At 35.2% G+C, this 20,383-nt stretch carries 10 protein-coding genes; all 10 read left to right on the top strand.

Annotated features, from left to right (window positions below; translation table 11 throughout):
• The first annotated feature begins 1 nt into the window (after window position 1).
• Window positions 2-2,332, top strand: coding sequence for a GH92 family glycosyl hydrolase (locus BLQ19_RS03515; protein WP_074537414.1), 2,331 nt, complete (start codon window positions 2-4; stop codon window positions 2,330-2,332).
• 1 nt (window position 2,333) lies between these two features.
• Window positions 2,334-3,635 carry an alpha-L-fucosidase gene (locus BLQ19_RS03510; protein WP_074537413.1) on the top strand — a complete coding sequence of 434 codons (1,302 nt, stop codon included), beginning with the start codon at window positions 2,334-2,336 and terminating at the stop codon, window positions 3,633-3,635.
• A gap of 35 nt (window positions 3,636-3,670) precedes the next feature.
• Window positions 3,671-5,089, top strand: coding sequence for an alpha-L-fucosidase (locus BLQ19_RS03505; RefSeq protein ID WP_074537412.1), 1,419 nt, complete (start codon window positions 3,671-3,673; stop codon window positions 5,087-5,089).
• A 7-nt stretch (window positions 5,090-5,096) separates the two neighbouring features.
• Window positions 5,097-7,676 carry a glycoside hydrolase family 3 protein gene (locus BLQ19_RS03500; RefSeq protein ID WP_217637569.1) on the top strand — a complete coding sequence of 860 codons (2,580 nt, stop codon included), beginning with the start codon at window positions 5,097-5,099 and terminating at the stop codon, window positions 7,674-7,676.
• The gene (locus BLQ19_RS03495) at window positions 7,676-8,746 is read left to right on the top strand and encodes a phosphatidylinositol-specific phospholipase C1-like protein (RefSeq protein ID WP_083332174.1); all 1,071 of its coding nucleotides are present in this window, start codon (window positions 7,676-7,678) and stop codon (window positions 8,744-8,746) included. Before BLQ19_RS03500 ends, BLQ19_RS03495 begins: the two co-directional genes overlap by 1 nt.
• Window positions 8,747-8,750: 4 nt before the next feature.
• Window positions 8,751-11,717 carry a glycosyl hydrolase 115 family protein gene (locus tag BLQ19_RS03490; protein WP_074537672.1) on the top strand — a complete coding sequence of 989 codons (2,967 nt, stop codon included), beginning with the start codon at window positions 8,751-8,753 and terminating at the stop codon, window positions 11,715-11,717.
• A gap of 5 nt (window positions 11,718-11,722) precedes the next feature.
• On the top strand, window positions 11,723-13,573 hold the full coding sequence (locus BLQ19_RS03485; protein WP_254788205.1) for a metallophosphoesterase family protein: 1,851 nt from the start codon (window positions 11,723-11,725) through the stop codon (window positions 13,571-13,573).
• Between the two features lie 67 nt (window positions 13,574-13,640).
• The gene (locus BLQ19_RS03480; RefSeq protein WP_074537411.1) at window positions 13,641-17,675 is read left to right on the top strand and encodes a hybrid sensor histidine kinase/response regulator transcription factor; all 4,035 of its coding nucleotides are present in this window, start codon (window positions 13,641-13,643) and stop codon (window positions 17,673-17,675) included.
• Window positions 17,676-17,818: 143 nt separating this feature from the next.
• Window positions 17,819-18,697, top strand: coding sequence for an inositol oxygenase family protein (locus BLQ19_RS03475; protein ID WP_074537410.1), 879 nt, complete (start codon window positions 17,819-17,821; stop codon window positions 18,695-18,697).
• A gap of 89 nt (window positions 18,698-18,786) precedes the next feature.
• Window positions 18,787-20,364 carry a solute:sodium symporter family transporter gene (locus tag BLQ19_RS03470; RefSeq protein ID WP_074537409.1) on the top strand — a complete coding sequence of 526 codons (1,578 nt, stop codon included), beginning with the start codon at window positions 18,787-18,789 and terminating at the stop codon, window positions 20,362-20,364.
• Window positions 20,365-20,383: the final 19 nt, after the last annotated feature.

Genomic DNA, 20,383 nt, shown 5'->3' with positions numbered 1-20,383 from the left:
AATGAGATTGATAAAAACACTTAAAACCAGCACTGCTTTACTAAGTATTTCTCTCCTTTTTCTTATGTCATGTAAAGAGGAACCAGAAAATACCTTAGCGACTACAACCGTTAAAGACGCGGTAGACTATACGGCAAAAGTATATCCATTATTAGATTCAGAGAATTCTAGATGGTTTTTCTTTTCGTCTGCAAACCGTCCTTTCGGAATGGTAAATTTAAACCCAGATACGCAAATAGGTGGCGCTTGGGGCAGTGGTTATCGCTACAAGACAGATACCATTAAAGGCTTCAGTCATATTCATGCCTGGCAATTATCGGGCATTTCGGTAATGCCTGTTACCATTAACGAGCATACCAAGGAAGCTATTTACACCGATTTTTATTCAAAGTTCAGCCATGAAAAAGAACAGATTACTCCAGGTTATCATTCATTAGAATTAGAGAGGTATCAAATTAAAACGGAATTAACCAGTACAAAAAGAGTTGGCCTACATCAGTATGAATTTCCAGATACAAGCAACAAGGCCATCTTATTTAATTTAAATACTGTACTAGGTCCTTGTGAAAATATAAAAGGGTTGTTGGAGCAAAATACACCTAAGGAACTTTCTGGTAAATTAGTAATGACCCCTACGCATCGGAGGCCAAAGCCCGTTACTGTTTATTTTAAAGTAGTACTAGATACAGAGATAGCTTCTTTCGAACAAGATGAAGAAACCAAGAATTATCTTATCAATTTAAAAGATACAGCACGTTCTGTAACCATGAAAGTAGGTATTTCTTATACCTCAGTGGCCAATGCAACTGCTAATATTGAGAAAGAATTACCAAACTGGGATTTTAATACTATTGTAGATGAGTCAAAAAAAGAATGGAATAATCTATTAAGTAGAATTGAAGTAAAAGGAGGCTCTGAAAAAGATCAAAGAAGATTTTATACAGATTTATGGCATGCGCTTCAGGGCCGTAGAATCATTAGTGATGTAAATGGCGCATACCCTGATAATACAGGAAAAGAATTTAGGGTAGGACAATTGCCTTTAGATGCTAATGGTAAACCAAAATTCAATCACTATAATTCAGATTCTTTTTGGGGAGCACAGTGGACTTTAAACACCTTATGGGGGCTTGTGTATCCTGAAATTATGGAAGAGTTTACGTATTCATTAATGCAATATTATAAAGATGGAGGACTCATCCCAAGAGGGCCGTCAGGAGGAAATTATACCTATGTAATGACGGGAGCATCTGCGACTCCGTTTATGGTGAGTGCTATCCAAAAAGGTATTGTGAAAAATGATATAGAAGAGATGTATCAAGCTTTAAAAAAGAACCATATGCTCAATGGTATCATGGGGAAAGCAGGGTATGAACATACCACAAACTTAGGAGGTGGTTTAAAATACTATATAGAAAATGGTTTTGTTCCTTATCCTATTCCTGAAGGAGATTTTGGGAGCCATCAAGATGGCGCAAGTATGACGATGGAGTATGCATATCAGGATTGGACTTTAGCGCAATTGGCGAAAAAATTAAATCATACGGAGGATTATGAGTATTTCATGAAAAGAGCATCAAATTATAAGAATGTTTTTGATACAGAAATATGGTGGATGCGTCCAAAAAATGTTGAGGGAATATGGAAAAAAGACTACGATCCTTATCAGGTTGAAAACGGCTTTATAGAGTCAAACGGAGCGCAATCTACATGGTTTGTACCACATGATTTAAAAGGCTTGGCTTCATTAATGGGAGGAGAAGAAGCCGCAGTAGAGAAGTTAAATATTCAATTTGAAAAAGCGGAAAAATTAGGCTTTACGGCAGGATCATCTCACGCTCTTGAATTGCACCCTGAATATAGTAGAATCCCTATCAATTTTGGAAATCAACCGTCCATACAAACTTCATTTGTGTTTAATCAATTAAACAGACCAGACCTTACACAATTTTGGACACGTAAAGTAATTGCAAAAACGTTTAGTGGTTTATCGCCATCAACAGGGTATAACGGTGACGAAGATCAAGGTTTGATGGGAAGTTTGAATGTTTTGCTTAAAATTGGTCTTTTTCAAATGAATGGCGGAACAGAAGAAAATCCTGAATACCAAATAGGCAGCCCTATTTTTGACGAAATAACCATAGCCTTAAATCCGAAGTATTACGCCAATGGTTCTTTTAAAATAAAAACGATTAACAATAGTCCAACAAATGTGTATGTAAATAAGGTAACCTTAAATGGTGCTCCAATAGACAATTATAAAGTTTCACAAAGTGAGGTTGTTACTAGTGGAGAATTACTATTAGAAATGTCTAATAAACCTAATAACTAAAATGAATTCTAAATATATAGTTGTAGTACTACTTTTTGTTTGCTTTTCTGCATTTTCACAATTGAAAAATAAACCAGAACTCAACGAAGAATTCATGGATATGGGGTTCGGAATTTTTGTGCATTGGAGCCTGGATTCACAATTGGGGAGCGTTATTAGTCATTCTTTGGTGGGAGCCTCAGATGATTATGTGAATAAATATTTTAACGAACTTCCTAAAACATTCTATCCAGATAAATTTGATGCCGATGAATGGGCACGCCTGTTTAAAGTAGCGGGTGCAGAATATGTTGTTTTTACAGCAAAACACCATAACGGTTTTTGTATGTGGGATACAAAAACCACGGATTTTAATATCATGAATACGCCCTATGGTAAAGATATTGTTGGAGAATTAATAACAGCATTACGTAAGTATGATCTAAAAGTGGGTATCTATTTTTCTCCTGAAGATTTTAGCTTTATCCATAAGCAAGGGCATTTAATTTCACGTAAGGGGCCAATGACGCAAATTTCAGCGAATAAAGAGCTTTTTGAATATGATAAAACACAGGTTAAAGAACTCATTAATAATTACGGACCTGTCGATGTGATGTTTTTTGATGCTTTCGATGCAAAGCCAATGGCGCAATTTGTTCATGAAATAAATCCGGATATTGTGGTGACTAGAGGTGAAATGAGTACTCCAGAGCAATCTATTCCTGGTGGAGCTATGCCTGGACCTTGGGAAACGTGTATGACGATGGGTACGCAATGGCAATACAAGCCAACAAATGAAACCTATAAAGATGGTTCAGAATTAATTGAAAAATTGATTGAAATTAGAGCTAAAGGCGGAAATTTCTTGATGAATATAGGGCCAAAACCAGATGGTGAAATTCCTATTGAACAAGAAGAGCGCTTGCGAGAAATAGCACTTTGGATGTATGTGAATGAAGAAGGGATAAAAAATGTAAGACCAGTACCTACTATTGTTAAAGATGGTGCTATGTGGTTTACAAAAGACAAAGATGAAAACACCGCATATGTGTTTATTACTGGGCAAAAAGATTGGTTTAAAGGTTTTAGAAGAAATTTTCTTTTAAAAAATATCAAATCAACGAAAAAGACCACTATTTCTGTACTAGGGCAGAATGATTTGGTGGTTGAGTATTGGCCAGAAAATACGCCGACGTCTCGGTTTATACAGCACAAAGACTTGTTAGAAATATCAATAAGTAGAGCGCAAAGACTTTATAATGATAAGGTATGGCCAAATCCTATAGTAGTAAAACTAACTAATATAGAATTTATAAAGAAATAGGCGTTTTTGTTACATCAACTTAAAACTAAAAATCAATGAAGAACGATATTTGTGGTAGGAATTTTTATTTGAGTTTAGGTTTTGTAATTATTTTTATGAGTAGCGCCATAGCCCAATCATCCGATAAAATGGACTGGTGGAAAGATGCCAAATTTGGTATGTTTATGCATTGGGGTTTATACTCGCAGACTGCTGGGTATTGGGATGGACATATAGCAAAAGGTAATGAGCATTTCATGATTCATGAAAAAATAGCGTTAAAAGAATATGCTACCATTGCAGATGATTTTAACCCCACTAATTTCAATGCAGAAAAATGGGTGCTTACCGCAAAGGAGGCAGGCATGAAATATATCATCATCACCTCTAAACACCATGATGGCTTTGCAATGTTTGATTCTCCATCAAACGATTATAATATAAAAAGTAGAACACCCTACGCCAAAGATCCTATGAAAGAATTGGTGGCCGCTTGCCATAAGCACGACATGAAATTTGGGTTTTATTACTCTTTAGGTCGTGATTGGGAAGACCCTGATGTGGCAACAAATTGGCCGCATAAAGGCGGACGTAGTAATTTGGTGGATTTTCCAGATGAAGATATAAAAGTGTTTAGTCGGTATTTTGAGCGAAAAGTGAAACCACAGGTAAAAGAATTACTTACGCAATATGGAAAAATTGATGTTATGTGGTTTGATACTCCAGAATTGATTAATTCTGAAGAAAGCAAAGAATTGCGAGAGTTAATACTTGATTTACAACCTCATTGTATTATAAACAGTCGTATTAAACATGGTTTTGGGGATTATAAAGTTACCGAGCAAGAAATTGTTGATGGCTTGGAAGTAGAACCTTGGGAAGCGTGTATTACCATGGGAAAAAACTGGGGATATATTGAGTATGATACCGTTTATAAATCTTCAGAATTAATGACCAGACAACTTCTTGAAATTGTAAGTAAAGGAGGAAATTTATTATTGAATAACGGTCCAACTGCCAAAGGAGAAATTACAGATTTAGCGCAAGAACGATTGACTGAAATGGGTTCTTGGATCAAACAGAATGCTGAAGGTATCTATGGCTCTAAACCATGGAGCGTGCAAAGTGAACGACTTACAGAAGTTCTTGATAGCGTTGAGGAAACTAATGCTTCTGATGAAGAAGATACCATGAAAGATAATTTGCATGATGGTACTTCTAAAGATATTTTCCCAGAAGTAATATTCACAACAAAGAATAACTTTATTTATGCCTACGTATGCAGTACCACTATCGCGGATGTAACCATTGCGGCATTGGCGACAAAAAACGGAGCTAAAGTTAAATCGGTAACACCACTAGACAGTTCAAACAATGTAAAATGGAAGCAAACCACAAAGGGTCTTACCTTAAAAATGCCTGTGACTAGTAATCAAGTTATTCCTATTTCTGGTTTTAGAATTGAGTTAAAATAAAAAACGAATGCATAATTTTAGTTTTAGAATGATCGTAAAAAAGAGTTTCATAGTTGCTTTAATACTACTTCCTATCCTAAGTTTTTCACAGGAAAAATATACGTTTCAAAATCAAGAATTGCCTATTGAAGCCCGAGTGAATGATTTAGTGGAGCGCTTAACTATCGAAGAAAAAATTTCTATGATGGTTTCTACCGCCGAAGCAATTTCTAGATTAGATGTAGAAAAATATTACCATGGTAATGAAGCATTGCATGGTGTGGTCAAAGGAGGGCGTTTTACGGTTTTTCCACAGGCTATTGCATTAGCCGCAACTTGGAACCCTGATTTAATTTATGAGGTATCTACAGCTATTTCTGATGAAGCTAGAGGTAAATGGAACTTCTATAACCAAGGTAAAGATCAAAAAAATGTCTATAGTGATTTGCTTACATTTTGGTCGCCAACTATTAATATGGCTAGAGATCCACGTTGGGGGAGAACACCAGAAACTTATGGCGAAGATCCTTATTTAACCAGTAGAATAGGAGTGTCTTTTGTAAAAGGTTTGCAAGGTGATGATGCAAAGTATTTAAAAGTAGTTTCTACGCCAAAGCATTTTGTGGCCAATAACCAAGAAGATAATAGGTTTGCGTATAATGCCAAAATATCTGAAAAGTCATTACGGGAATATTATTTTCCGGCCTACAAAGCAACAGTACAAGAGGCGAATGCACAATCTATTATGAGTGCTTATAATGCCATTAACGGAGTACCTAGCACCGCGAATAGTTGGTTGTTAAACACTGTTTTAAGAGAGGAATGGGGTTTTGAGGGGTATGTGGTGAGCGATTGTGGTGCGCCAACGTACATTGAAAAATCACACAAATATGTATCTACAAAAGAACAAGCAGCGAAAGTAGCTTTAGAAGGTGGTTTAGATTTAGAATGTGGTGATGATATTTATGCGACACATTTACTTACAGCCTATAATAAGAGTTTAGTACCTAAAGAAAGTATAGATAAAGCAATCACGAGAATTTTAACGGCACGTTTTAAATTAGGAATTTTTGATAGTACAGAAGGGAATCCATACACTAAAATTTCACCCGATGTTATAGGTTCAAAGGAGCATCAAAATTTAGCGTTAGAAACTTCAAGACAATCTATAGTACTGCTTAAAAATCAGAATAGCATATTACCTTTAGATCTATCAGAAAAGAAAAAAATAGCGGTGGTTGGCTTTAATGCAAACCAAGTTGTTTTTGGAGATTATAGTGGTCTATCTGTAGTAAAACCAGTATCACCTTTAGAAGGTATTAAAGCAAAAGTAGGTAGTAGCGCAGATGTTACGTATGTAAAATGGAAAACAGCAGCTAGAAATTTAAACCTTATTGAAGCTGAAAATTTACGAAATGACCATAATGAGGAAACTGGCTTGTATGGAGAATATTTTGATGATAAATTCTTAGAAGGAACTCCGCAAACAAGAGTAGATAAGGTTGTTAATTTTGATCCTGTAAACAACCCACCAGATCCTTACACAAATTTTAGACATAAGTCGATGCGTTGGACAGGATATATTACGCCTAACTTTTCAGGGACGTATAAGATTGGAGTTAATTCTGATGACGGCGTAAGAATGTGGTTGAATGAGGAGCTTGTTGTTGATGAATGGCACAATCGAGGAATGACTACAGATCAAGTAGAAATACCGATGGAGGCGGGAAAAAAATATGCCATCAAACTAGAATATTTTGATAATGGGGGCGATGCTATTTGCCAATTGTTATGGGAAGTACCAACCTTAGCCGATGATTTGTATAAAGAAGATAAAGAGGTTGCTAGAGCTAGTGATTACGTCATTGCTGTTATGGGGATTAACAAGTCTATTGAAAAAGAAGGTAGAGATAGGACAGATTTAGAATTACCAGAAGATCAAGTGAACTACCTAAAAGAGATTTATGCCGAAAATAAAAATATCATCGTGGTTTTAGTAGCAGGGAGTTCTCTGGCTATAAATTGGATGGATGAACATGTACCTGCAATAGTAGACGCATGGTATCCAGGAGAAGCTGGTGGTACGGCCATTGCCGATGTATTATTTGGTGATTATAACCCCGCGGGGAGATTGCCTTTTACCTTTTACAAATCGGTAACAGACTTGCCAGATATGGATGATTATGAAGTGTCTAATGGAAGGACCTATATGTATTTTGAAGGGGATGTCTTGTATCCTTTTGGATACGGATTGAGCTACACAAAATTTGAGTATGATAAGCTCAAGGTAAAATCAAAGGCTGATAAAATTACAGTAACAACAACTGTAAAAAATATTGGAAAGTATAAAGGGGATGAAGTTGTGCAGTTATATTTTAAAGCGATACATCCTTCAGAGAAAAAACCTCTTAAAAAATTAATAGGCTTCAAAAGAGAATCTTTGGAGGTAGGGGCCTCTAAAACAATCACTTTTGATGTTTCTAAAAAGGAGCTTGAATTCTGGGATGAAAAAACAAAAAAGTGGACTTTTGAAGAAGGGGATTATGAATTTATGATCGGAGCTTCTTCTAAGGATATTAGGTTACAAAAAACAAAAGCAATCAAATAATGAATTTCTCGATCTCATACGTTCGTAGTGTTCTAGCACTTTTGGTTTTCACCCTAATCGGGTGTAAGAGTAATACAGTTAGGCTAAATGATATTCAAGTTATAGGCAGCCATAACTCTTATAAAATAGCGATAGAAAAGCCTTTGTATGATTATTTGTATAGCCTTGAACCTGAAAAAATAGAAGGGTTACAATACGGACATATATCATTAGAACAACAGTTAGATTTAGGATTAAGGAATTTAGAACTAGATGTTTTTCATGATCCGCTAGGGGGGCATTTTTCATATCCAAAAGGATTAGAAATCATAAGGTCTCTAGGAAAAGAGCCTTTGGTTTTCGATGAGGGAGAAAAATTAAAAGTACCTGGGCTTAAAATGTTTCATGTACAAGATATTGATTTTAGAAGTCATGATTTACTCTTTAAAGACGGACTCCAATCTTTAAAAAAATGGTCTGATAATCATCCAGAGCATACGCCAATTGTTATTTTAATGAATACAAAAGACCAAAAGGTTCCGCAAACAAGAACGCCTTTAGTTTTTGGTAAAAATGCCTTAGATAGTTTAGACCTAGAAATTAGAAGTGTTTTTCCTTTGGATAAACTGATCACTCCAGATCTTGTTCGCGGTAATTTTAAAACCTTAGAAGAAGCTATTTTAACGGTTGGTTGGCCTAAACTAAAGAATCTAAGAGGCAAGTTCTTATTTGTTTTGGATGAAAAGGAGGAGAGAATTAATGACTATTTAGTAGATCATCAATCTTTAAAAGGAAGAGTCCTTTTTGTAAACAGTAAGGAAGGCAACCCTGAAGCAGCCTTTAGAATAGTAAATAATCCCGTTAAAGATTTTGAATATATTAAAACATTAGTAGCCAAAGGGTATATGGTACGCACGCGAGCAGATGCGGCCACAAAAGAAGCACGTACTAACAATTACAAGAAATTTAAAATGGCAGAGGTTTCTGGAGCACAAGTAATTTCTACAGATTATTATGTGCCGTCTACCTTATTTACTTCTGAGTATAAAGTGATTTTTGAAGACGGTACCTATGAAAGAATTAAAAAATAAAAACATGTTTAAATATCTAGGAGTACTCTTGGTTTGTTTTCTGGGATCTGTTGTAATGGCGCAAGAGACTAAGAAGGCAGAATTCTCGATTGTTGATGAGAGTAATACGGTAACAATTTTAATCGACAAAAAAGATGCAAAAGTAGTCTCTATTGCAGCTGCTATTTTTGCAAATGATGTTTTAAAAGTAACCGGGAAAAAGCCCGTAGTGGGTTCTAAAGCCCAATTAACTTCTTCAGCTATCATTGCGGGGACTATCGGTAAAAATACCATGATAGATAAATTGATTGCCTCGGGGAAGCTAGACATTTCTGAGCTTCAAAATCAATGGGAACGTTATGCAATTCATAGTATAGAAAACCTAAGTAAAGGCATAGATAAAGCTTTAGTCATTGTAGGTAGCGACCGTAGAGGTACCGCTTATGGGATTTTAGAATTGTCTAGAAAAATAGGAGTATCTCCTTGGGAATGGTGGGCAGATGTAACACCAGAAAAGAAAGAAGTACTTTCTGTTAGTATTCATGCTACGGTGTCTAAAAGTCCGTCTGTAAAATATAGAGGGGTATTCTTAAATGATGAAGATTGGGGCTTACAACGTTGGGCAGCTTTAAATTTTGAACAAGAAACAGGGGATATAGGTCCTAAAACGTATGCTAAAGTTTTTGAATTGTTATTGCGATTAAGAGCCAATACCATTTGGCCTGCCATGCATTCTAGTACCAAACCATTTTATTCGTATCCTGAAAATAAATTTGTGGCAGATGATTATGCCATAGTGATAGGTACATCACATGCAGAGCCTATGTTGAGTAACATTAATACAGAATGGAAACATGATAAAATGGGTGAGTATCGGTATGATACTAATTCAGAAACTATTAAAAATCTATTTAGGAAAAGAGTAAAAGAAACAGCAAAATTAGAAGGTATTTACACTACGGGAATGCGCGGGGAACATGATTCGCCTATGATTGTTGGTGAGGATGATACAGATGCACAGGTTCATTTATTAGAGCGTGTCATTACAGATCAACGGGCCATATTAAAAAAGGAAACTAAAAAGAATCCAACAGCTATTCCACAGGCATTTGTACCTTATAAAGAAGTATTAAATTACTACCAAAGCGGATTAAAATTACCAGAGGATATTACGCTGGTATGGACGGATGATAATTACGGGTATATGCGTCAATTAAGTACTCCTAAAGAACAAACAAGACCGGGTGGGGCAGGAGTATATTACCATACATCATATTGGGGAAGACCACATGATTATCTATGGCTAAATTCTACCAACCCTGTTTTAATGTGGGAAGAAATGTCTAAAGCTTACGAGTTTCAATCGCGTGATATTTGGATTTTGAATTGTGGCGATATCAAACCTCACGAATATAATATGGAGCTATTTTTAGACATGGCTTGGGATATGGATAACTTTGAAAAGAGTGCTTCCGTGAAAACACATATGCAAAGTTGGGCAGCACGTGAATTCGGAAAAGAAACGGCCGCTGAAATTACCGAGGTGTTATTCGAAAATAACCGCCTAGCCTACATCAGGCGCCCAGAATTTATGGCTTGGAGTCAGGTAGAACCTGTGACAAAAGAAGGGGAAACAGAATTAACGCAGTACCATTATGGCGATGAGGTTTCAGAACGTATTAAGAGCTATGAAACTATTATTGAAAGGACAGAAAGTTTATATGCAGATATAGCTGATCATAGAAAAGATGCTTTTTATCAACTCGTGTATTATCCTATCATTGGAGCATCAAAACTAAACCAGAAATGGCTGTATAGTTTTAAAAATAAATTTACAGCAAAGCAAGGCAGGCAGAGTGCCAATGCTTTTGGAGCTTTGTCAAAAGAAGCCTACCATCGTATAGAAAAAGAAACGACGTATTACAATACAAAACTTCAAAACGGAAAGTGGAATCATATCATGACCATGGCCCCTAGATTTTTACCTGTTTTTGCGCAACCTGCAACATCAACTTTGCAAACAGATCAAAAAGCAAAATTAGGCTTGGCTTTAGAAGGGTATCAAATGGAAGTTAATGATGAGATCATAAACAGTTATGCCGATGTGCTGCCTATATTTAATAGCTATACGAATAGCACTTATTTTATTGATGTCTTTGTAGAAGGTGAGGGGGCAGTAGATTGGGTAGCGATACCAAAGGTAGATTGGATAAAATTATCAGAAGATAAAGGGACCTTACATTTCGAACATCTAGAAAAACGTATTTGGGTAAGTATCGATTGGACTAAAGTACCAAAAGGAGAGAACAAAAAAGAAGCTCCTCTAGGTCATGATTTTCAATTGATTCCACCAAGTTTTAAAGTAAATAGTGCTATAGATTTTAGATCTGAAGGAAAAACAACAACGATAGGAGTTTCAGTTTATAATCCTGAATTTGATGCTTTAGAAAACTACAAAGGTTTTGTAGAAGACAAAGGGTATGTATCCATAAATGCGGAGAATTACACGCGAAAACAAGCAGGTAATGAAGCAGATTGGCAGTTGTTTGAGGGTATTGGTTATACGAATAAGGTAATTGCGGCTTTGCCTAGAAATGCAACGCCAAATGTAAATTTAGAGGCCATTAAGGCAAATAGCCCTGTTTTAGAATATGACTTTTATACTTTTAACTTTGGAGAAGTAGCTGTAAATTTACAAGCAGTGCCCACCCATGCGCCACATGCTGGGATTGGCGTACGTTGTGCTGTTGCTATAGATGATGCATCACCGGTTTTAGTAGATTTTCAGACCATAGGACGCAGTGATGAATGGAAAGAGAATGTACTTAAAAATGCATCCGTAAAATCTATTAAGCAAATAGTAAATAAAGCAGGGAAACATACCTTGAAAATATGGATGGTAGACCCTGGAGTACTAATAGATCAAGTGTTGATAGATTTAGGAGGATGGAAAAAGAGCTATGCGTTTCCGAAAGAAACAGCCAAAAAATAAATAGTTTGTTATTAAAAATAATAGGGCGGAGTAGTCTAGTCGTCTTACTATTTTCAATACTTTCTTGTGCAGATAAGACTGTTGGAAAAAGTGTCGAGAATGTTCAGATTGCTTTTATAGCAGATGCGCATTTTCAAGATATTTATGCACATTTTGAAGATGTCGACTATCAAGGGATTAACATTCCAAATACGGAAACCTTTGTGAATATCAGGACGATGAATGCACAATTAAAGTCCACCAGAATATTTAACGAAAACTACTTTGCATTTATAGAAGCTTTAGAGGATATCGCTGCTAGAGGAATTAAATATGTTGCCTTGCCTGGAGATTTTAGTGATGACGGGCAACCTGTTCATGTAAAAGGCCTGCGTAAAATATTGGATACCTATACTAAAAAGCATGGAATGTTCTTCTTTGCAACAACCGGGAATCATGATCCTGTAAAACCATTTACCCAAGAAGCGGGTAAATCAGATTTTTTAGGAATAGGAGGTAGGGAACAAATAATTACTAGCGCTGTTACTAATTTAAAGGAACCTGTAGCGGGAGAACTAACACCAATTATCACCTCAGAAATTAAAAAATGGGGCTATGAGGATATTTTGAATGAAATGTCTTCTTTTGGGTTTTACCCACAGAAAGAATATGTGTATTGGGAGACCCCATTTGCTACCTATGCCTATGAAGATTATAGTTTTGATAAAGCAAAATCGGCATCAGTTTTAAAACAAAGAACATACCCTATTGATGCTTATAATGTACATCCTGATGCTAGTTACTTAGTAGAGCCTACCGAGGGTATTTGGTTATTGGCCATAGATGCCAATGTGTATGTCCCAAATAAAGAATTAACAGAAACATCTGCAAACCCAAAAGATTTTTCAGGGGCGAGTATTGGGTATAATAATGTGCTTTTGCAAAAGTCTCATTTAATCTCTTGGGTTAAAAAGGTAGCGGCATTAGCAAAGCAAAAAGGGAAAGTCTTAATTGCCTTCAGCCATTATCCTATGGTAGATTTTAATGATGATGCTTCTTATGAACTTAAACAACTTTTTGGTGCTACTAAAATGCAACTACACCGTGTTCCAAAGGAAGAAGTGGCACGAACTTTTGCAGATGCCGGTCTACAAATTCACTTTGGTGGCCATATGCATATTAACGATACGGGAGTGAGAACAAGTGATCAAGGCAATACTTTGTTCAATATACAAACACCCTCTTTAGCCGCTTATGCTCCTGCCTATAAAATCTTAACCATTAAGTCTACATCCCAGTTTGAAGTAGAAACGGTGGTTATCACGTCGGCTGAAAAATTCAGCAGTTTGTTCCCATTATATGAGCAAGAATATGCCTATTTAAAAGAATCAGGAGCATCAGGGGTTTGGGATAAAGATATATTGACGATTAAAAATTATAGGGATTTTACAAAGTGGCATTTGAAAGAATTAGTACGATTACGATTTTTACCAGACGATTGGCCTGTTGAATTTTCAGAAGCCATGCTGAATAAGTCAGGAAAAGAACTGTTAGTAGAGAATTCTAATGATCTTGCACGTATCAAGTTGCAATTAGAAGCGCAAAACATACGCCTTGAAGAATTTAACTCTTGGTCAGGATGTGATATGATTTACGATTTTTATAAATTAAGGAGCGCAGATGAGCTAGCCTTAGGGGATATTCGTCCTGATCGTTTAAAACAGTATGCGATTGTCTGTCAGGAATTTAAAAAATCTAAAAGCACAGCATACCAACTTTGGGCTCAAATTTTTGAAAAAACGAGGAAAGGAGAACCTTCAAATCATTTTACTATAGATCTAAAGTCTAACAAAATTACCAGAATAGTACCTAAATAGTAAAGGCTTGTTTCATTAAGCTTTTGTAAATTTAGACATCACTCAACTCAAGTATTAAAATCAATCTATGCGAAACATTGTTGCGATAACATTCTTTGCACTATTTTCGGTTTTGTGCAGTACAGCGCAGAATATAAAATTTGAACATTATAACGATGACAGCGGATTATCGCATAACTCCGTACGCCATATTGTCCAAGATAAATATGGTTTTCTTTGGCTAGGAACCTTCTCTGGCCTTAATAGATTTGATGGCTACGAGTTTAAATCTTACTTGAGTACCTCTACAGGAAACAATAAGATATACAATGATGATATAACGGCATTAGTTCTAGATGAAGACGCCCATAATTTATGGATTGGGACTAGAAACGGATTAACATTATTTAAAACCGATACCCAGGCCTTTACAACATACCTCCCTGATAAGAATGATCCGAATAGCTTACCAGATGCAGAAATAAGATCTGTATACGTAGATAAGTTCAAGCGGGTTTGGGTTGGAACAAAAACCAAAGGCTTATATATTTTTAATGTTAATGACGGTAGTTTTAAGAAAATTGAAATTGCTAATTTCAATTATGTAAAAGAAATTTTCGAAGACAAAAAGGGCTATATCTGGATAGGGAGTTATGATACGGGTGGCGTTGCAAAGATTACATTAAACGCACAGGGAGAAATTTACCAAACCGTAACCTATACCCTTGCTATTCCCAATTCTATTGAAAAAAACCCGTACTTAAATTTTATTTATGAGGATGCTAAATCTGATATTTTTATAGGAACACGAGAGGGACTTTATAAATTAAACAGTGCGGCTAATGAGTTCGTAAATCTTGAGATTGATGACCTAGAGATTAGAGACAGTTTGGGGCCTTATTTTTTATCGGTAATACAAGCGCCAGATGGTAAGTATTGGTTAGGAACCTTAGGTGGTGTAATTGTTTGCAATCAATTAGAAGATATTAGCAAAGGGGATTTCAAATGGTATTATTCCGTCTTGCCAGATGATAATTCTTTAGTAGATAATTTAGTTTCTGCTTTGTACTTTGATGCCTCCGGAGTTTTATGGATAGGAACAGAAGACGGCCTAGATAAATATGACCCGTATGAAAATCAATTTAATATCAATAAGGATATTTCATTGCATATTAATAATCAGGTTCCTAGAATTCGCGGGTTTAATAAAACATATGATGCGAAGGTTATTGTAGCCACGCGGCATAACGGGTTGTTCATTTCAGAAGAGGATAGCTTTATCCCGTTGTATAACAATCAAAAAGATATTGCTAGTATTTATTCTTTAGATGGCGAAGTGTTTTATTGTGGCTTATGGAACGGTAAACTATTGGTGTATGATTATAAAAAGAACACCTCTACAGTTGTCAATGTGGGCTTTGAGCAATCACCTATTTTTGCTTTTGAAAATTTAGGGGATAATCAATTATTAGTAGGTTCTTTTGGAGAAGGGGCTGTCGTTTTTAATACCAAAACCTTAGAAAAACAAGCAGGTACCAATGTCTTGTTGAAAGGGTATCAAATTAATGAGATTGTAAAACAGGCAGATGAATACATCTGGTTTGCGACAGAGACCGGTGTGGTTAAATACAACCGAAATTTAAATTCGTTTACATATTACAAGACATCACCTACGGATGAGGAAAGCCTACCGCATGATAATGTCAGTGATATCATGTTTGATAAGGAAGGAAGGCTATGGGCAGCGACAAGACAGGGTATAAGTTGGTACCAGCCTAAAACAGATAATTTTAAAGCACTCAGGAGCCCAAAAGAACTTGAAGGAAGATGGATAACCGATATGCTCACCGACGCCAACGGTGATTTATGGTTAAACATGAATAATAATAGTGTTGCAAGACTAAAATCTGATTTAAAAAACTATAATATTTATAATGTGAATAGTGGTAATCGATTAGATGTATTTAGTTCTAGCGGTTTTTATAATTTTGGAAATTCTAATATTTATTTAGGAGGTAAAAACGGAATTATTTATTTCTCACCATATACCATTAGAGAAAATCAAATAGCTCCAGAACCGGTAATTACAGAGTTTAAAATCCAAAATGAAGTAGTATATCCTGGGACAGAAATTAATGATCAAACTCCCTTAGAAAAAGATATAAATGATAGTAAGAATATTACTTTAAATTATAAAAACAGAAACTTTTCACTCCAATTTTCGGCGCCTTCTTATGCGAATGAAAAGCTAAATAAGTTTGAGTACATGTTAGAAGGTTTTGATGAGAATTGGATTGCGACCACGAGTAATTCTAGGACCGTACAGTATACCAATTTATTTCCTGGCGATTATGTTTTTAAAATAAAATCTAGCAATAGTGATGGTTTTTGGAGTGATGAAGTGTCTTACCTTATTAAAATAGAACCGCCTTTTTGGCTAACCTACCAAGCATTACTTTTAGTTTTCGTACTTCTAATTAGTATAGGTTATTTAATTAGAAGAGATATGAAAAATAGACTTCGATTAAAACAAGAATTAGTCACGGAAAAAGTAAATAGAGAGCGTGATGTAAAATTGAATAATGAGAAGCTCCGTTTTTTTACCAATATCTCGCATGAACTAAGAACACCTTTAACGCTAATTTTAGGCCCGGCAAAACAATTGCTAGAAGAGGCAAATGAGAATAGTAGTGATTATCAAAAAAGCAGGTTTAATCTTATTCATCAAAATGCGAGTAGACTCTTAAATTTAGTGAACCAAGTGCTCGATTTTAGAAAAGCACAAACAGGAGAATTAAAGCTGAAAGTTTCTAAAACGGACATCCTCCTATACACAAAAAACACTTTTGATTCTTTTAAAGAGTTTGCGTATAATAAAAATATAGAGCTGAATTTTAATAGTGAGCACGAAACTCTTTTTGGTTGGATAGATAGAGATAAGTATGATAAAATATTATACAATTTATTATCTAATGCGATAAAATTCACCAATAAATATGGGCATGTAGATGTTTTTATTAGACTTAAAGGAGAGGCTAGCGAAGTCCTGGTTATAGAAGTGAGTGATGATGGTATCGGAATCCCTTTAAAAAGTCAGGAGAAAATTTTTACGAGGTTTTATCAAGCCACAAATAGTAAAGAAAACAATACAGGTTCCGGTATTGGTTTATCCTTAGTAAAATCTCTTGTAGAATTACATAAAGGAACCATAGGGGTTTCTAGTGAATCTAATCAAGGGAGTATATTTACTTTTGAGATTCCAGTAGGAAGAAAGAGTTATTCTAAAAAAGAAGTTTTTGAGTTTGTTTCTAATATTGCGGAAGAAGAGGCTATGCCATTCGTTCCCCAGAAGAAAATTACGACCAATACAGAGATCAAAGAGAAAATTCTGGTTATAGAAGATAATACGGAATTAAGGAAATACCTAATAGATTACCTCTCTGATTATTACAAGGTGTATGAAGCAGAAAATGGAGAAGAGGGCTTGAAGATTTGCAGAAAAATAAAGCCTATGCTTTGTGTTGCAGATGTTATGATGCCGATTATGGGCGGACTAGAATTTTGTAATGAATTGAAGAACGATGAATTTATAAGTCATATTCCAGTAGTACTCTTAACGGCTTTATCTGAGAATGAAGACAAGGTAAAAGGCTATGATGTAGGCGCCGATGCTTATTTGGTAAAACCATTTGACCCCTCGTTACTAAAATCTGTTATCGTAAACATCATCAAAACACGCTTAGAATTAAAATCTAAGTTTTCGGATGAGGTAGAAAGTGAAGTAGGCTTGCTTACGCACTCTCCAATAGATAAGGCTTTGATGGAACAAATTACTACCTTAATTGAAGAGAATTTAGATAAGGCAGATTTGACGACTACGTATCTATGTCAAGAATTAGGAATGAGTTCTTCTAAATTATACCGAAAAATTAAGGAGCTAACAGATTTAGCACCTAATGAATTTATAAGAACCATCCGCTTAAAGAAATCTGCACAATTATTAAAAACTAAAAAGTACAATGTCTCTGAGGTTACAGATTTAATAGGTTTTAATGATCCATTGTATTTTAGCCGTTGTTTTAAAAAGCAATTTGGTTTTCCGCCGAGTAAGTTGTTAAAATAGAGGGTCTTATATTTTAATGTCTTTCCTAAAAATCCATGTTTTTGGTGTTTTAGTCCATTGGTCTACAGTATTTATATTTTAAATTGCCTAGTGTAATTATGGTTTTAATTACATAGACTCAACATTTAAAACTAAAGATCGTAATGGAAGAATCATTGAATAGCAATCATAAAAATCCAATGGATAACATTGATGATTGGGAAGATAACTTATTAGAACGTTATCCTGATCCTGTAGAAACTGTAAAGGAAAAAGAAGAGTTCAGAAATTATGTAGATTCAGAACGCTTAGATACCGTAAAAGAATTCTATAGAATTAACCATCAATACCAGACCTATGATTTTGTTTGTGAGAAGGAAAAAGAATTTTTAAAGTTTGATAGAAAAGAAATGTCTATTTGGGAAGCTGTAGACTTTTTAAATACATTGGTAGATGATAGTGATCCAGATATAGATCTAGATCAATTACAACACCTTTTACAGACTTCAGAGGCTATTAGAGCAGATGGTCATCCAGACTGGTTTGTACTTACTGGCTTTATTCATGATTTAGGTAAAATATTATGTCTTTTTGGAGAACCACAATGGGCAGTGGTAGGAGATACTTTTCCTGTGGGCTGTGCTTTCTCTGACAAAATTGTATATCCAGATTTTTTCGCAGCTAATCCGGATGCTACAGATGAACGTTACAATACTAAATATGGTGTTTACGAACCAAACTGTGGCTTAGATAAAGTTAAAATGAGCTGGGGTCATGATGAATATTTATATCAAATCATGAAAGATTATTTACCAGAACCTGCGCTATATATGATACGGTACCATTCATTTTACTCGCAACATAGAGAAAATGATTACCTACATTTAATGACAGATAAGGATGTTGAATTATTTGAATGGGTAAAAAAGTTTAACCCTTATGATTTATATTCAAAAGCACCAGTACCACCAAATGCGAAAGAATTATTACCGTATTATAAGGAATTAGTCGCAAAATATATCCCTGAACAGTTGAGTTTTTAAGTTGTGTTATTTTAAATTTTGCAATGCTCTAGCAATTTTTTACTAGAGCATTTTTTTGCTATTTATTTTCTAACCTAACTCACTATCTCATGTATACCGCTATCACCTTTATTGCTTTTACGGCTTTTGTTGCATTTTATTCATGGTTTAAACTCCGAAAAGAAAAACTAGACTCAAAAGATGGGTATTTTCTTGGGGGCAGAAGTTTAACGGGGGTTGTCATTGCAGGATCCATGTTACTAACCAATATATCTACAGAACATTTAATTGGAATGAATGGGTCTTCCTACAAAAACGGATTTATTATTATTGCGTGGGAGGTAACCTCTGCTATTGCCTTAGTGGTTGCCGCTATTTATTTTGTTCCTAAATATTTAAAAATGGGCTTAACCACCATTCCAGAATATTTAGAAAAAAGATTTGATAGTACTACCAGAACCTTAGTGGCGCTATTTTTAATGGTATCATTTATTGTAACCTTACTTCCCATAGTACTTTATACGGGGGCTATCAATATTGAAAGTATCTTTAATATTTCTGAAGTTTTAAATGTCTCTAAAGAACAAGGCCTTTGGATTACCGTAGTTTCTATTGGTGTCCTAGGATCTATCTATGCCATTTTTGGAGGCTTAAAGGCAGTGGCTGTTTCAGATACGATTAATGGGTACGGTTTACTTATTGGCGGATTAGCCATCCCGATTATAGCATTGGTAAGCATTGGTGATGGTAATCCAATAGCGGGTTTAACCAAAGTATATAACCATAGTCCAGAAAAATTTAATGTAATAGGCGCTAAAGATTCGGTACTTCCCTTTGAGGTACTCTTTACGGGGTTGATTATTAATCAATTATATTTTTGGAGCATGAACCAAACCATTGTTCAGCGTGCTTTAGGAGCTAAAAATTTAGTAGAAGCTCAAAAAGGATTATTGTATACAGGTGTTTTGAAAATACTAGTACCTATAATTATTATCCTTCCCGGGGTCATCGGGTTTTACTATTTCGGAGATTCTTTATATGACAAACAAGATATGATCTATCCGGAACTGATAAAAAAGGTACTTCCTATAGGTCTTGTCGGTATTTTTGCAGCCATAGTTATGGGGGCTGTTTTAAGTACTTTTAATAGTGTGTTAAATAGTGCAGCAACTATATTTAGTATCGATGTGTATAAACGTCATTTTGGAAGAAATGCTACAGATAAAAAACTCGTTAAAATTGGGAAGCTTACTTCTGCAGTTTTAGCCGTTTTCGCTATTCTTGTGGCGCCAATGGTGGCCAATGCACCAGATGGTTTGTATCAACTTTTACAACAATTAAACGGAATTTTCTTTATCCCGATTGCATCAATTATGTTAGCAGGCTTTTTTCTAAAAAAAATATCGGCGACTGGTGCGAAGGCTGCTTTATTTATAGGTTTGGCCTTCTATATTCTGACCACTTTTGTTTTTAAGCTTAATATACATTTTGTGCATCTCTGGGGAATAGAATTTGTATTAAATGTTATTGTAATGTTTGCAGTTTCTTATTTCTACCCCAACCATAAGAAAAGTGTTGAAGAAGAACATGATTATGTAGAAATGAAAGAATGGAAATATACAAAACCAATGGCGATAGCACTTTGTGTGATTACGGTTTTAATTTACGTGCTTTTAGGAACTAACTAACTAACTAACTAACTATTTA

The sequence above is a fragment of the Cellulophaga baltica genome (assembly GCF_900102165.1).
GTDB lineage: Bacteria > Bacteroidota > Bacteroidia > Flavobacteriales > Flavobacteriaceae > Cellulophaga > Cellulophaga baltica.
This window is presented reverse-complemented; position numbering and strand designations above follow the sequence as displayed.